Below are 15,921 nucleotides of genomic sequence, written 5' to 3'. Positions count from 1 at the left end.
TCCCCACCGATAACCCAACAACAAAACCCGCCCGCCTCACCGATTACCCAACAACAAAACCCGCCCTCCCCACCGATAACCCAACAACAAAACCCGCCCTCCCCACCGATAACCCAACAATAAAACCCGCCCTCCCCACCGATAACCCAACAATAAAACCCGTCCTCCCCACCGATAACCCAACAATAAAACCCGCCATTTCCACCAATAACGGAACAACAACATCTATCTTTATCTACATAATTGATAAAACATACTCACCTTCATTAACCGCATAATTATTGGCAACACTAAACACCAAACCCTCAGATTCTGCCTGAACGTCAATTAATTTAGGTAAATCCTCTTCTCGATTAAAACTCAGTAATTGATACAAAGGCTGATCAGCTCGAACTTGACTGCCCAACGGAACTCGTGATTGAATCATCCCCCCAACTGGAGCGTAGTACGGCTTAATTTGGCTTTTTACGGTAAAGTTAACCGATTGAGCCGTGGTGGTGTCTAGGGGCAAATCCGGACAATCAATCAGTTGTTTTTGTGCCAGATAATTTTTGATCCCCAAAACTCCTTTTTTGACCGAATCGGGATTCATTTCCATCCCTGAACCCAGTTCTAATGTCCAAGACTCAACATCAAACTGAATCACTTTACCAAAGGTTGCCAATTGCTTCTCCAATGCCAACCACGGCTTCATAAAGGCTTCGTCAAAGGCATCACCATCATATTCATTCATTAAAATCCCGCGATCCAAGAGAAAGGCTTTGGCGCTTTCCTCACGACTTTTAAAACAATACAAATAATCAATCGCCTGATTGGTAGAACTATGAATATCAATTACATAGTTGGCATCTAAACAAAGGGATTGAAGCTGATAGCGATAGCGTTCACTAAACGGAAGTCCACCAGGAGAGTTGATTTGGGTCTTATGCTTTTCAAAGCTAGCTTGAATGCGGGCTAAATAATTTTTGCGGATTTCTTCAGGAGAGTGATGGACTTGAAATTCAGCAAACTCAGCTAAATCCTCGTCTTCTTTTTCGTAGTCCCAAAAGATCCGATTCCAATCTTTGCCATCGTAGGGATTAAAGCGCCCAGTGGCAAAGAAATGATTCCGCTGATTCGTGCTGATCGGATTACAGACAGGAACTAGCCAAATTTCTCCAGTGAGTTGACTATCCTCTAAGGTGCTGAAAAACTCAATCAGTTGGTGAATGACAGCATTGCCAACAATTTCTGAACCATGGAGATTGGCTTGAATATATACCTTTTTACCAGGATTAGCACCAATAAACTTATAGACTGGGATCGAGAGGCGATCGCCTGAGGCAAGATGCTGAATCGGAATTGTGGTAACAGTGGGAACCATAGCGATTGGGTATAGGAAAGTATGAGGGCTAGGGTGTAGGGTGGGCGGAGAGGGCTAAATCGTTGCTAACATAAGAATCTTAACGGCATCATCTCGATCATTATGGGCAATAGTTTCGGGCATCTGTTTCGGATTACGACTTATGGGGAATCCCACGGCGGCGGTGTCGGTGTGGTGATTGATGGATGTCCACCCGAACTGGAGATTTCCGCATCAGAGATTCAGTTTGAACTCGATCGCAGGCGTCCGGGACAAAGCAAGATTACCACCCCGCGCCAGGAAACCGATACCTGTGAAATTCTATCGGGCGTCTTTGAAGGGAAAACCTTGGGGACTTCCATTTCTATCTTTGTCCCCAACAAAGATACTCGCCCCCAAGATTACTCAGAAATGGCGGTTAAATATCGCCCATCCCACGCCGATGCCACCTATGATGCTAAATATGGGATTCGCAATTGGCAGGGCGGTGGACGTTCCTCAGCACGGGAAACCATTGGTCGAGTGGCGGCGGGTGCGATCGCCAAAAAAATCCTTAAGCAGGTTGCCAATGTGGACATTGTTGGCTATGTTAAACGCATTCATGATTTAGAAGGCATCGTTGATCCCCACACGGTCACCCTGGAACAGGTTGAAAGTAATATCGTCCGTTGTCCTGATCGTGAATGCGCCCAACGAATGATAGAAAAAATCGAGTTAATCCGGCGTGAAGGGGATTCCATTGGTGGGGTAGTCGAATGTGTCGCCCGCAATGTGCCAAAAGGACTAGGAGAACCCGTCTTTGATAAGCTAGAAGCAGATCTGGCTAAAGGGGTGATGTCTTTACCCGCTAGCAAAGGCTTTGAGATTGGGTCTGGCTTTGCCGGAACCTTACTCACGGGTTCTGAACATAATGATGAATTCTATCTCGATGATACGGGAACGGTGCGGACGACAACCAACCGTTCTGGCGGCATTCAGGGAGGTATCACGAACGGAGAATCGATTATTTTGCGAGTGGCGTTTAAGCCCACTGCTACTATACGAAAAGAACAGCGTACAGTGACCAGCACCGGTGAAGAAACAATACTAGCTGCCAAAGGGCGCCACGACCCTTGCGTCTTGCCCAGGGCTGTGCCTATGGTAGAAGCAATGGTCGCCTTAGTATTATGTGATCACCTACTGCGTCATCAGGGTCAGTGCCATACATTAAAGCCTTAAAATTCCGATGGAAAGCAGTCCTTCCTCTGAGTTCGTTGTCCAATTCTGGGGCGTGCGGGGTAGTATTCCCTCCCCCGGCAAAGAAACCATTCGCTACGGCGGGAACACCTCCTGTGTGGAGATGCGTATCGCTGACAAACGCCTAATTTTTGATGGGGGTACCGGTATCCGGATGCTGGGTAAGAATCTCAAGCCCCAACTCCCCATTGAAGCCTATTGGTTTTTTACCCATTATCACTGGGATCATATTCAGGGCGTACCCTTTTTTGACCCCGCCTTTTTGGAGGGGAATCTGTTGCATATTCATGGCGCTGCACCCGATGGAGTGTCCATGCAGCAGCATTTCAAAGAACGGGTATTGCATTTGAATTCGCCTGTGCCGAAACGAGAGATTCAGGCGGATTTGAAATTCTATGACTTAATCTGTGGCGATACCATGACCCTAGGGGATATTACCATTGAAACCAGTCCCCTAAATCATCCCAATGGGGCGATGGGCTATCGGGTAACATGGCAGGGACGTTCGGCGGTCTACTGCACTGATACCGAACATTATCCGGATCACTTGGATGAAAATGTGCTGCATTTAGCCCGTGATGCGGATATCCTGATTTACGATGCCATGTACACTGACCAAGAATACCACAATCCCAAGTCGCCTAAGGTGGGTTGGGGACATTCAACCTGGCAAGAAGGGGTAAAACTCGCTAAAGCCGCCGGGGTTAAACAACTGGCAATCTTTCACCACGAACCGAATCATAACGATGATATGCTCGATGAAATTGCCATTGAGGTAAAAAGCGCTTGTGAAGGGTCGTTTTTGGCAAAGGAAGGACTAATCATTCCGCTCATTTAGAACACCAGTCCAATCATCGAAATCGATGCTAGAACCACAGCTTCTGTAAAGCCCACTGTGCATCCTGTGCAGCTAAAGAATGCCCCTTGAATGGGACTATCAATTCACCTACCTGTGAGCTGGGTGTAGGGGCGACCCGTTTGGCATCCATCAACAACTCTCATCCATTCAATTACATCGGGTCGCCCTGTACTCTCGACCCTTGACGAAATATTGTCACAACTGATAGATATTGACTTCGATAACCAAACGCTGCCCATCTGGGTTAAAACTCACATCATTAATTTTATTTTTATCAACGCTGAGTCGGTTCTTTTCATGGATGTTATCCAAAATTGTTTGTAGGGCTAATAATGGACTCGTTGCTGAATCCTGAGCAAACGGGCGATTTTTATCAACTAATTCATTTAACTGTTGTCCACTCTGTATGGCGGAAAGTAAAGCTTCTATTTCTTGAGACTCAAACTGCCTCAATGCTGTCATGCCAACTCGTTCTATTTGTGTACCTTTACGAGCTTCCCTAATTGTGGGAACTGCCCAGATGAATGTTCCAGCGACGACAGTAACGGCTAAAAGAGAACTCATCGCTAAGAGCATACGTCCTCTGCCAATCATGCTCTGAATTTTCTGTTGAGCCTCAGTTAAAGCCTCTTCAGTACGAGTGAGCTGTCTTCTTAGTTCCAGTTTCCCCGTTTGGCGAATAAAAGTGACGAGATAGTCGTGAACGAGTTGGTAACGAGCCGCAGGAACTTCAGGAAGCAGCATAACTAAACCGGAAGCCACAAAAATTTCTAGGACTAACTCCAGTTTCTCAGATTCAAAATGAGCTAGCTCATTTTGAATCTGAGCGTAGGTTTTAAGAGGACGGTTTCCTTTTTCATCTGTAAGCAAATATAAAACGGATTTAGCTACCTCTCGATTTTCATTGCCGCAGTCTTCAACTACTGTTTCTAAGAATTGCTCAACCAGTTTTTGTTTGCCATATTTACGATACTTTTCTAAGGTTGTGATATTTTGAGTTTGAAGCTGGTCGCCAACAATCTGCAATTCAATCGGACGGACTTCTCCCAGTTCTCTGGCTAAATCCTGCACGAGTTGATCAATCAGGGCAGGTTCTAAATGCAAATGAGAGCGTTCTGTTAGACTCTTAATTACTAATTCAGCATCTTTAGGGGAAAAATTGCCTAAGTAGTAGCGATTGTTTCGATCCAGAATATCAGTTTTAAGAATTCCTTGCTTGGGCAAGCGTTCATATTCTAACAAATAATGTAGATAATCCTCGCGTAAAGCCAAAATTATTTTCACATAAGGAATTTTCAGGCAACTCTCTAAAAATTCCCAAAAGAGCCGTCTATCTCTTTGAACATGATTGACAAAGAAAAATTCTTCAAATTGGTCAAATATGAGAATCGTTAACAGATGACGAGCTTCATTGGTTTGCAATTCCTCCAGAATCGTACTGGTGTTAATAGCACAAGTGTTGATTGTCTCATCGTTATGAAAGGACGAATTGTAACTCTCAAGAGCGGCGGCTAACTTTTTAGCCAATTCCTTTTGCCAATTGGTATAAACCCGAATTACAATGGGTAAAGCTTGCTGCTGTTGAATGATTTCATGTTTAAGCGCTGGAACTAATCCGGCTGTTAATATTGAACTTTTACCAACGCCTGAAATACCGTGAATTACAGTGATTTTGCAGTTATTTAGCTTTATCCTTGCCATCAAACGCTTGACATCAAGGTTACGTCCAGAAGTCGCAATTTCTGGGGCGATAATTTCATCAGGATGTACAGTTGTGGACTCGATCCCCAAGGTGGCTTGAGCTTGTCGTTTGGGTTGTAAACGCCCTGCACCAATGAAGGCGCGGAAGCCATAGAGGGATTCAATCGCACGTCGTTCTTGTTTGAGCCGAAAGGCTTCAAGGTAATCCCCTTGCTCAAAGTAGAGCGATCGCAAGGCATTTAATATGTCAATGTAAAGCTGGGGATTGTCCTGGTGGTTGCTCTTTTGTCGGGCTGGCTCTAGGGTTAGAATTGCTTGTTTAGGTTGATCCAGATGCTGTTGCGATCGCGCCAACAGAAGTTCATATAAACCGCGCTGTTGTTGCTTTTTCTTGGGCAATTGATTTAAAATCGCCAGAGCTTGAGTCGCTAAATCGTTAGCATCTTTATAATCGTGGGACGCTTCTAGAGCAACTTCTGCTAAAAAGCCGTAATCTTGAGCCAGTTGCACGGGGGTTCCATAGGTTTGATGCAATTCTAAGCAGGTTTGAGCCAGGGTTTGTAGCTCATTCCAGCTCTTCAATCGTCGCAAAACTTCCCCCAGTGGACTAACAAATTTAGCCACTAAATCCTGGTTCCCTGCTTGTTCAAAGCAGTGAATGGCTTGCTGAAATTCCTGTTTAGCGTCTTGCCAATAGCGCTGATTTTCAGGGCGCTCCAGTTCAGCATATCGTAACCAGCACAGTCCCAAATGGTATTGCAAAATGCCGCACTGTTCCCGATTACCGTTTTGCTGCCAAAATGTTAAGCTATCTTGATAATATTTAAGCGCTTGATCAATTTGATCACTCGCATACGCATCTCGACCCCAGACAAATGCTATACTGGCATCAAGTTCAGGATCAAGGTGGATATTGCAACTTTGTAAATCTCTCAACGCCGCCGCGAGTTCATCACGATACCTAATTCCTAAAATAGTCGAGTTAGCAAGGAACTCACTGGCGTCAGCCTCTAAGATAGCCGTCAATAATTGTTGAGCTTTTTGTTTAAGTTTTAACTGCAATTGTTGTGCGTTGACCTTAAACTCAATCGGTACGCCAGTCCAACTGATAAAATCTGGGGCTATTTTGACCAACTTACGCAGAACGTAATCATTAACCCACAAGATAATCGGAAAGGAAAAATCTTTACGAAACTCATCCCTAACTTGATTGGTAGCGCTCAGAAGTGCATCAAGTTCTTGCACCGCCTCTAAACCCAAAACCATCAACGCGGGTGGTTGTTCATCCCCTAGTTCGGCCTTAATCGCTGTATATAAGGTTTTGACAGATTTGGGCAGTACAAACTCGCGAATTTTATTAGAACATCGTTGTTGCAATTGTTGTGCCATTCTTTCTTGGCAACAGGCATAATTGCAGCGAACCACGATTAAACAGAACTGTCCCCGTGAAAGCTGGATTGCTCTAGCTAATGTGTTCAGGGAACGTTCGTTTTCATCATCAGCATTTGCCAGTAAATTAATATCACTCATAGTGTTTTGAGAATAGTCTGATACAATACCTTGGTCAGGGCGCAAGCCTTGCGCCCCTACACACCTCTACATTTGGGTATACCTCACAGGTTGGGAAACCGCTATACTACTCTTTTGCCAAGACTTAAATATGTCTGACTCAGCCAAGACAGGATTGATCCCAAACCAGCATCCCCGTTCATCCCGATACTCAAATAACCAGAGACGGCGTAACAGAACATGGTATTCTTGATCACCTCTGACATTTTGCCGTTGCACAACTTGCAATAGTAAGTCCCACTCTTGCTCATCAATGGATCAGAGTAGGAGATCCCGTTCTTGTTGAATCACCCGTTCTAGTACATCCCGTGAGCATGGGGGATCAGCTTCCTGAAGACAGCGCCACATAAATCCCAACAAATTTCGCACATGACCCCCACTAATACAGCATAGGCGGTCTAAGGTTTCTGGACTATCAAATAAATCAGTGATGTAGTTGAGGCGTTGATGGACATCCACGTCCGGAAATGCCCGAGCCAGCACCATCTGTCGCAATAGGGCGATTCCAGGTTCGTAATCTTTACCATCACGCCGTTGGACGGGTACCATGGGTAACACTTTTGGCGCTACGCCACCCCCCAAACGCATTCTCAAGCTTTCGTTGCTATTGGAGAAAATCAGCGACAGGGGAATAGTATAGACAACATGACAATTGAGTCGGTTTAATTGGTCACCCCGATCAACAAATATATATTCCGGCTGTGGTTTTCCCACCGCCATTAGTTGCGGGTCTATTCGATCTAAATTATCTACAATCACCACCAATCCTTTTTTCCCTTGCTGCTTAAGCTTTTTAATAGCAGGTTCGAGGATTTCTTCATTAATGGCTTGCAACAGTGTATTGGTTTGAGGTTCCAACAACTGCCGTAACCGACTCCGACTCCTGGCACTATCCTTCGTTTTAGCTGTAATTTTACTAATGCCTAAGGCTAAGGAAAATTCTACATCCATTGGAGTTTGCAACAAGTCAGCGGCTTCCTGTAGTAATGCTTTGAAACCACTGGGTTGTAGCTGTATTTTTTGCTCCTCTAGGCTAGCACTGACTTGACGAGCGATCGCTAACAAAATATCGCTAATATCAACATCTCCCATATCCAAGTCTTGGGTAGACTCGAAATAAACGACATGAAACCCTCGTTGTTCTAACTCAGCTTTTAACCGCAACAGATCTGTGGATTTGCCACAGCCAATATGTCCGGTGAAGAGTTGACAAGTCGGTTGATTTGCCGCGAGGCGATTAATTGTACGATACAAAGCCTCAATCATCTTGCCACCACGCACCGTGGCAAAATCGATATAGTAGGGGCGATCGGCTGGATTCCCTATGTCAATGGTTTTGCTCGGATTGCATGCGGCAAAAAAGCGCTCGAAATCATTAATGACCATGATGTTTAGGGTTCATAAAATGCTGTAAAATTCCGTAAATTTACACCCTGCTTTTCCAGATTGTAAGAGTAATGATTGATGCAGCTCTGAAAAACTACTAGAATACTAGCCTAGTCATTGAATTAAGCGCGAAAGTGACTTGAGAATGGTAATCTAGGCTACCAAAGCTCCCTTTTTTATAAGTGACCGAATAAAGTAGAAGGCAGAGGACAGAGGGTAGAGGGCAGAAGGGGTTGACAAAAGTCGATTGGGTATGACAACTGGAGAAGCGATCGCATCTCCCCTAATCCAGCACTATACCTAATGTGGGTTGTCCTGGGAAAATCCGATAGGATAGGAAGTTGGTCTATTGTAAGCGTCTACCCCTTAAAAATTGATTATGACTGATTCGATTCGCTTTCTCATGTGCGCTCCAGACCACTACGACGTGGACTATGTGATTAATCCCTGGATGGAAGGGAATATTCACAAGTCCTCGCGCGATCGCGCCGTCGAACAGTGGCACAAGTTGCACCATGTCCTCAAAGATCATGCGATCGTGGATTTAGTTAACCCTGAAAAAGGGTGGCCCGATATGGTGTTTACGGCAAATGCAGGGCTGGTTCTCGGTAAGAATGTTGTCCTGAGTCGCTTCTTGCACAAAGAACGCCAAGGTGAAGAACCCCATTTCAAGCAATGGTTTGAAGCCCAAGGCTACACTGTCCACGAACTCCCCAAAGAACTTCCCTTTGAAGGCGCTGGGGATGCCCTCCTGGATCGGGAAGGACGCTGGTTATGGGCGGGTTATGGCTTCCGTTCGGAATTGGATTCTCATCCCTATCTGGCAAAATGGCTGGATATTGAAGTCGTCTCCCTGCGACTCACTGATGAGCGCTTCTATCACCTGGATACCTGTTTCTGTCCCCTGACGGGCGGCTATTTACTCTACTATCCTCCCGCCTTTGATGCCTATTCCAATCGCTTAATTGAGATGCGAGTCGCACCAGAAAAACGTATCGCCCTAGAGGAAGCCGATGCGGTGAACTTCGCCTGCAATGCGGTGAATGTTGACCAAGTTGTGGTGATGAACAAAGCTAGCGATCGCCTCAAGCAACAGTTGGCTGAGGCGGGGTTTAGAGTGGTTGAAACCCCCCTAACGGAATTCCTCAAAGCAGGTGGCGCGGCGAAATGCTTGACCCTACGGGTAACGGAACCAGTTCGTACTGAAATCCATGCGAATGTCCCCGTCGAAAGTCGCACGATTCGCCTGGAAGGACATTTGTTAGACTCTGGACTGATCAGTCGGGCGTTAGATCTGATTGTGGAAACAGGCGGTAGCTTCCAGGTTCTCAACTTCGACTTGGGTGTCCAACGGCAAAGTACCTCTAACGCGGAGATTCGCGTATCAGCACCTTCCCATGATGTGATGGAAGAAGTGATGAGCCAACTGATCGAGTTGGGGGCTGTTACTCCCACTCAAGAGGAACGTGACGCCAATCTCGAACCTGTGATTCAATCGGGTGTAGCGCCGGATGACTTTTATGTCTCCACGATTTACCCCACAGAAGTCCGGATTAAGGGTGAGTGGGTGAAGGTACAAAATCAGCGCATGGATGGGGCAATTGCGATCACCCAGATTGACTCCCAGCCTATTGCTCGCTGTAAAATCCTGCGGGATCTAGACGTCGGTGAACAGGTGGTTGTTGGTGTAGAAGGTATCCGCACCGTTCACAAGCCAGAAACCCGCGAACAGCGTAGCAGTGAAGAATTTAGCTTCATGGGCGCTGGCGTCTCTAGCGAACGCCGAGTAGAATTAATTGTCGAGCAAATTGCCTGGGAATTGCGCCAAATTCGCGATCAAGGGGGCAAAGTGATTGTCACCGCCGGTCCAGTGGTGATTCACACGGGCGGTTCTCAACATTTATCCCGTCTGATTCGCCAAGGATATGTGCAGGCGTTGTTGGGCGGTAATGCGATCGCCGTTCATGATATTGAGCAATCCCTGATGGGAACGTCTCTGGGTGTGGATATGAAACGGGGTGTCCCGGTACGAGGTGGACACCGCCACCATCTCAAAGCAATTAATACTATCCGTCGTTATGGCAGCATTGCTGGGGCTGTGGAACAAGGGGTATTGACAAAAGGGATTATGTATGAATGCGTGAAGCATCATGTTCCCTTTTCCCTCGCCGGTTCCATTCGTGATGATGGACCCCTACCGGATACGCAAATGGATTTAATTAAAGCCCAAGCCGACTATGCCAAACTGCTAGAAGGGGCGGACATGATTTTGATGCTATCCACGATGCTGCACTCCATTGGGGTAGGAAATATGACGCCAGCTGGGGTGAAAATGGTGTGTGTGGATATCAATCCAGCCGTTGTGACTAAGTTAAGCGATCGCGGTTCCTTGGAATCCGTGGGTGTGGTAACAGATGTGGGTTTATTCCTGAGTTTGTTGGTACAGCAGTTGGATAAGTTGACCAGCCCTTATCAACAATCAGCGTAACCGTTAGGCGGTTGTAGACGCGGAGCGGCTTCCCGTAGGGGAACCCGCGTAGGCGGGTTTCCGTGGAATAGATTTTACCATTGAATCGGGCGCACGTCTGTGCGCCCCTACGGTTTCGCGGTTTCGGGGCTCCCATTCTAATTCATCAAATAGGGTGTGTCACGCCACTAGTGCAAGAAGGCAGGAGGCAGAAGGCAGAAGGGCAGAAAGCTTATACCGTAAGACTTTGCACCTTTTTTAACTGGAGAGTTACTTCCGCCGCGCTGGTCTAGCTTAAGTTCACTGAACTCGGGTTAGCCCGCGAAGGCGGGCTTTGTTTGTGTAGCAGCGACTTCCAGTCGCCATAGCTTCGTCAGTAAAGAAATCAAACACTATTGAGAAAATAGCTTTCCGGAAACTTTTCTGTAATCATCATTACAGGTTTACCATTGGTAAATACACGATAGGTACGGGAGAGTAGCTTGTCACTTGCCTCAATATTAAAATACTCCGCTAAACCATGAGCCGATTCTTTAGCAGAATCCAAAATTTCCTTGAAGGTTTCCACCTTTTGCTCTAACCAAATCTTACCAATTGGGGTTTTGGTTTTAAACAATTCATGTCTAAAATGATCATCAAGGCGTTCGGGAACCAGGATGGATTCGGCGTAAATATAGTTTTTGCGACTAATCCGCCCTTGCAGTAAAATTCGTCTATCAATCACGTCCGTTCCCTCCGCTAATTCCATAATCGGCAGTGATTTGGGAATGGGGATAAGATTTTGGGAGAGTTTGACAACCTGGATCTGTTCAAATAAATAGGCTTCCAGAATATCAGTTAACGTGCCATCGGTGGTGAGTAAAATTCGCTGAAACGTACTCAATGTACCGGGATTGATATGGTGGCGCTCTAGAGACTGTTGTAAATCGTCTCGCATTAGGTGTTCGTTCGCTATCAATTGGTTCATGGTCGGTGACGCTCCTGTTTCCCATATCCACTTGGTTGAAGAAAAAACGCTAAAACCGAGGTTTTATACACAGTTAACGTTTTGTTAATCTGGAACTTTATATTTGTTTACAACTGAAATTAATGTAACACTCTTGCGACGATTTGACCACCTAAACATAATCGAATAGAGACGTAGCATGCTACGTCTCTACAGTTGGAGGAGATAGCGGTGTTTGGATTTTCCCCACACCCTACTACAAGAAGGCAGAAGTCCGAAGGCAGAGGGCAGAAGGCGATAAGGAACCTATGGCAGCTGCTTTTAGGCAGTTTGTTCGCTGGTTAGTTATTTCTGCCGCGCTGCACTACACCCAATCTCTATGCACCAACAACCACACCACCATTCGGATGTAGCACTTGACCCGCCATATAAGACGCATCTTGAGACGCCAAGAAAACGAAACTCGGTGCAATCTCCTTGGGTTGTCCTGGACGCTTCATCGGAACTTGTTGACCAAAACCTTCGACTTGCTCACCAGAAAACGCATCGGGAATAAACGGTGTCCAGATTGGACCCGGTGCTACACCATTTACCCGGATTCCTTTCTTAATTAAAGGTTGAGAAATGGAACGAGTAAAGGCAAGGATAGCCCCTTTTGTTGTAGAATAACTGAGCAAAGACGAGTTACCTTTATAGGCATTAATGGATGTCGTATTAATCACAGAACTCCCTGGTTCAAGGTGAGGTAACGCCGCCTTCGTGAAATAGAACATTGAGAAGATATTGGTCGCAAAGGTACTACCTAATCGGGCTGAGTCAATACCCTCAATGCTCTCCTCTAGATATTGCTCCGCTGCATTATTGACCAGAATATCCAGCTTGCCAAATTCATCAATTGTTTTCTGAACCGCTTCCTGGCAGAATTGTTCGTTGCGAATATCGCCAGCAATTAATAAACAACGGCGACCATAAGATTCTACAGCTTTTTTCGTTTCTTGAGCATCTCCATGCTCATCCAAATAAACAACGGCAACATCGGCTCCTTCTTTAGCGTAGAAAACCGCAACAGCGCGACCAATCCCGCTATCGCCGCCAGTAATTAAGGCGACTTTATCCCGTAACTTATCGCTTCCTTTATAGTTCGGATCATCATATTCCGGCTTGGGTGTCATTTCTGACTCTAAGGCGGGTTTTCGCTCTTGGGATTGAGGGGGAATTTGATCCGGTGTAATTGTCATGTTATGGCGCTCCTATTCGTTCGTAGTAGGCACTTTAGTGCCTCAACGGTAAAATTGTGTAATTTATGGGTAGATAGGGCGGGTTTTGTCATTCATTTATGGGTGACAAGTAGTTGAGTGTTTCAACCCGCCCTGACAAGATGAATGCCAAGTGTTAATTGATCACTCAACCAAGGTTATACTCACCTACATTTGGCTTTGTAATTTCTGCTTAGCTTCCTTAAATTGAGTTGCCATTTGTTCCCGTTGTTCTGGCGAAAAGTTTTTCCGCATGGAAGCGAACATCGTGCTTTCTTCTTGACGAGTGTGATCACCGATCATGTCTTTCACCTGCTTCAGGTTAGACTTAAACTCGGATGAAGTAGGATCTAGATTTTTCATCTCATTCAGAATCGTTTCTAACTGCTCCTGCTCATCATAGAGTTCCTGAGTATCACCATCGCCATAAAAGGAACGAATTTGAGGGTATACCGTTTCTTCTTCCGCTTTAGCGTGAACAATTACATCTTTGTAAAGTTGTCCAAAAAACTCCTGGATGCGCTGCGGATTATTGGTTCCCTTAATTTCACCAATTAAGGTTTTGACTTTTTGGTGATCCATGAAAATGACATCCATGATATCCATATCAGACTTATCAGATGTCTGAGTCACAGCACTGCCAATCGCACCCGTCATAGCAGCTACTGCATCTTGAACTCGTCCCCAAACTCCTTGTTCGGGTTCTTCACCTGTCAACTCTTGAGTGCCTAAATATTCCAACATGCCCTTGAGCCTTTCCTGATGCGCCCGGTTTTCAAAGTTGACCGAATTTAGAGGGGAAAGTGCTTCTTCGACATCCGCACCAGCGATTTGAGCTGCCTTATGAACCACAAGTCCCGACATGACTTGACCATGTTTTAGTAGTTCATGCTGAGCCATCTTTTCATAAAGACTGAGTTCAGAGCTTTTCATCATTTGCTCAGCTTGTTCAATCATTTTTTTTACTTTCTCTTTTGGCTCCGATTGAATTCCATACTGAGTAATCGTTGTTTCCAAAACTTTCAGATTGTTCTGGTCATCCTCTAGCATGTCTTCTAAGCGACCAAAAATTTCGTTATTTTTACAGTCGTTGATAAATTGCTGCTCATTAGCAATAATTAACTTCTGAATTGCCCGCATATCGGCAAGTTTTTCAGCAATGGCAGATCGCTTGGCATCAGTAAGGGTAGCAACCATTTTATTTTGTTCTCCTTTTTTCGAGTTGTTTATTAAGTGAGTAGCTTGATGGTGAGAATTGACTCGCCATTCAGATATACATAACCTCGAAAGGTTGAATAGACTTGTTTTTGCCCAAGTCTACTCTGGCGTTTGCTTAAACGCAGCCTATCTTGCTCAACCTCAAGGTTTAGCCTTGAGACTTCTATCTAAATAGCGTAAATACCTATCTACTCAAGTTTTAACCAATGGATCAATTGGCTCATTTCAGATTAGCTCTATTGTCAATAAAGATTAATCTATCTGAGGGTAGACTGATCTCGAATGAAATGGTCAATTGTTTAGCAGAAATTTTTAGGACTATAACCCCTATATTCGGCTCAACTACGTCTATAGGCATAGGTTAAATGACTAGGTCAAAGCTAGGCGTAAGTGAGACTATAAGTAGGTAAACAAAATAAAATGAGATTAGGGAACAGGGAACAGGGAACAGGGAACAGGGAACAGGGAACAGTAAGGGTTTGAGGATGATTTATAAAACTTAATACAGTTCTGTTTTCTTTTGTCCGACTACTTAAAACCTTATTTATTGTAGTGAAGCTCTGTTGTGGGAAATCACCCTAGCTTGATGAAGCATCGCCGCAAGTTCAGCACGGGTAGCTGGTTGATTAGGATTGAGCAAATTTCCCTGAGGATAGCCAGTGACTAAACCCGCTTTTACCGCCGCCGCGACTTTAGCGATCGCATAATCTGGTATTTGATCGCGATCTTCGTATTGTTGTAAGGTTTTGCTGGGTTCAGATGGGGGTTTCAGGTTCAGGGCTGTAGCCAAAGTCACTAACGCTTCTGCACGAGTGACAGGTCGCTGCGGTCGGAATGTATTATTAGGATAGCCTGAGACTATTCTCGCCTTAGCAACATCCTCGATCGCCTCAGCGCCCCAGTAATTTGACGGTAAATCCTTAAACGCGATCGCACGTTGCTTTGGTTTTGGCTCAAATAGCTGCTGTAGCATAGCGGCTAATTCGCCACGGGTAGCAAATCGCTGTGGTTTAAATTCACCCTGGGGAAAACCCACCACAATATCCCGCTGCGCCAAAGCTGCGATCGCTTTTTTCGCCCAAAATTCATCTGGAACATCAGAAAATTCTACCGAGGGAGTTGGTGTCGTCGGCGTTGGAGTTACAGTTGGCTTTACCGTTGGAGTTACCGTTGAGGGTGGGGCTTTCTCCGGCGCTGGAAGTGCTGGATCAGCTTGCATTCTCCCTGACTCCCCTGCACCTTTGCTCCCCTGCACCTCAGCTTCCCGACGAGATATTATCTCAGAATCCGATAACTCAGGAGTCGTCGGCGTGGGTTTAGTTGGCTTTGGGGATTCCGGGGTTGAGTCAGGTTGAGGTGAGGGCGGGGAAAACCCCCAGTCTTGCAGAATTTGCTGCTTTTGTTCTTTACCCATCGCCCAATAAAAAATACCGCCAATTGTTGTCAATGTCACAAGAATCGCAATCCACTCATCCAAATCGAGAGGAGATGGGGGTTCTGGCGGAGAAGAAGGGGACATAGCGATCGCGTGTAGTGAATCTCTAAACTTTTACAGGAGATTAGCGATCGCGTCTGGATAATTCAATTGGAAATCCCTGAACGTTTACACCTGAGACAGGTGACTCCTCTCATCAAGCTGATGAAGCCACTAAAGCAACTAACGCACTCAAGTCCTGCGATCGCACTCTATCTTTATCTAAAATAGGGCTTACAGATGCAGGGAGATGATACCTGATGACAACGGTGACAACTCAGCCTAAAATTACCTGGGAGAAGCTACCCGATGATTTTCCCTTACCCGATGATCCTGTGGATAATATTGATCAGCCGACATTAGCCGCCGCACTCAGCGACAGTTTAGAACAAACCGGGCGATTGCAAGACAATACATTAGTCGCCACGAATTACGGTGTCTGCGCTCGGTTAGAGGGTAAGTTTGTG

9 protein-coding genes and 3 pseudogenes are annotated in these 15,921 nt (G+C 45.6%); 5 read left to right on the top strand and 7 right to left on the bottom strand.

Annotation, left to right across the window (positions count from 1 at the left end; all coding sequences use genetic code 11):
- Window positions 1-278, top strand: a pseudogene (locus RIE73_RS34195) (hypothetical protein); the annotation flags it as partial.
- On the opposite strand, the gene RIE73_RS34190 reads toward RIE73_RS34195, so the two are convergent.
- A complete protein-coding gene (locus RIE73_RS34190; protein ID WP_446405405.1) occupies window positions 236-1,363 on the bottom strand; it encodes a succinylglutamate desuccinylase/aspartoacylase family protein in 1,128 nt (375 codons plus the stop codon). The pseudogene RIE73_RS34195 and the gene RIE73_RS34190 overlap by 43 nt on opposite strands.
- 102 nt (window positions 1,364-1,465) lie before the next feature.
- On the opposite strand from RIE73_RS34190, the gene aroC reads away from it, so the two are divergent.
- Together aroC and RIE73_RS34180 are read left to right on the top strand one after the other, a co-directional pair.
- Window positions 1,466-2,560 carry a chorismate synthase gene (aroC, locus tag RIE73_RS34185; RefSeq protein WP_446405404.1) on the top strand — a complete coding sequence of 365 codons (1,095 nt, stop codon included), beginning with the start codon at window positions 1,466-1,468 and terminating at the stop codon, window positions 2,558-2,560.
- 7 nt (window positions 2,561-2,567) lie between these two features.
- On the top strand, window positions 2,568-3,416 hold the full coding sequence (locus RIE73_RS34180; protein WP_446405403.1) for an MBL fold metallo-hydrolase: 849 nt from the start codon (window positions 2,568-2,570) through the stop codon (window positions 3,414-3,416).
- 216 nt (window positions 3,417-3,632) lie between these two features.
- Here the strand turns inward: RIE73_RS34180 and RIE73_RS34175 are convergent, their stop codons facing one another.
- Together RIE73_RS34175 and RIE73_RS34170 are read right to left on the bottom strand one after the other, a co-directional pair.
- A complete protein-coding gene (locus RIE73_RS34175) occupies window positions 3,633-6,668 on the bottom strand; it encodes a tetratricopeptide repeat protein (protein ID WP_446405402.1) in 3,036 nt (1,011 codons plus the stop codon).
- A 66-nt stretch (window positions 6,669-6,734) separates the two neighbouring features.
- Window positions 6,735-8,093 (bottom strand): annotated as a pseudogene (locus tag RIE73_RS34170) (P-loop NTPase fold protein).
- A 379-nt stretch (window positions 8,094-8,472) separates the two neighbouring features.
- Between RIE73_RS34170 and argZ the strand changes: the two are divergent.
- Window positions 8,473-10,581, top strand: a complete 2,109-nt coding sequence (gene argZ / locus RIE73_RS34165) for a bifunctional arginine dihydrolase/ornithine cyclodeaminase (RefSeq protein WP_446405401.1) — start codon at window positions 8,473-8,475, stop codon at window positions 10,579-10,581.
- Between the two features lie 364 nt (window positions 10,582-10,945).
- Here the strand turns inward: argZ and RIE73_RS34160 are convergent, their stop codons facing one another.
- The 4 genes from RIE73_RS34160 to RIE73_RS34145 all read right to left on the bottom strand — a co-directional run bounded on the left by RIE73_RS34160 (window position 10,946) and on the right by RIE73_RS34145 (window position 15,499).
- Window positions 10,946-11,527, bottom strand: a complete 582-nt coding sequence (locus RIE73_RS34160) for a chorismate--pyruvate lyase family protein (RefSeq protein WP_446405400.1) — start codon at window positions 11,525-11,527, stop codon at window positions 10,946-10,948.
- Between the two features lie 356 nt (window positions 11,528-11,883).
- Window positions 11,884-12,744, bottom strand: a complete 861-nt coding sequence (locus RIE73_RS34155) for an SDR family oxidoreductase (protein WP_446405399.1) — start codon at window positions 12,742-12,744, stop codon at window positions 11,884-11,886.
- Between the two features lie 186 nt (window positions 12,745-12,930).
- On the bottom strand, window positions 12,931-13,959 hold the full coding sequence (locus RIE73_RS34150; protein ID WP_446405398.1) for a hemerythrin domain-containing protein: 1,029 nt from the start codon (window positions 13,957-13,959) through the stop codon (window positions 12,931-12,933).
- Between the two features lie 565 nt (window positions 13,960-14,524).
- Window positions 14,525-15,499, bottom strand: coding sequence for an S-layer homology domain-containing protein (locus RIE73_RS34145; protein WP_446405397.1), 975 nt, complete (start codon window positions 15,497-15,499; stop codon window positions 14,525-14,527).
- A gap of 215 nt (window positions 15,500-15,714) precedes the next feature.
- On the opposite strand from RIE73_RS34145, the pseudogene RIE73_RS34140 reads away from it, so the two are divergent.
- Window positions 15,715-15,921: pseudogene (locus RIE73_RS34140) on the top strand (Uma2 family endonuclease); the annotation flags it as partial.

This window comes from Coleofasciculus sp. C1-SOL-03 (genome assembly GCF_040220555.1).
In the GTDB taxonomy this organism is placed as follows: Bacteria; Cyanobacteriota; Cyanobacteriia; order Cyanobacteriales; family Coleofasciculaceae; genus Coleofasciculus.
Note: the sequence above shows the minus strand (reverse complement) of the source record. Positions and strands in the feature narration are given on the sequence as shown.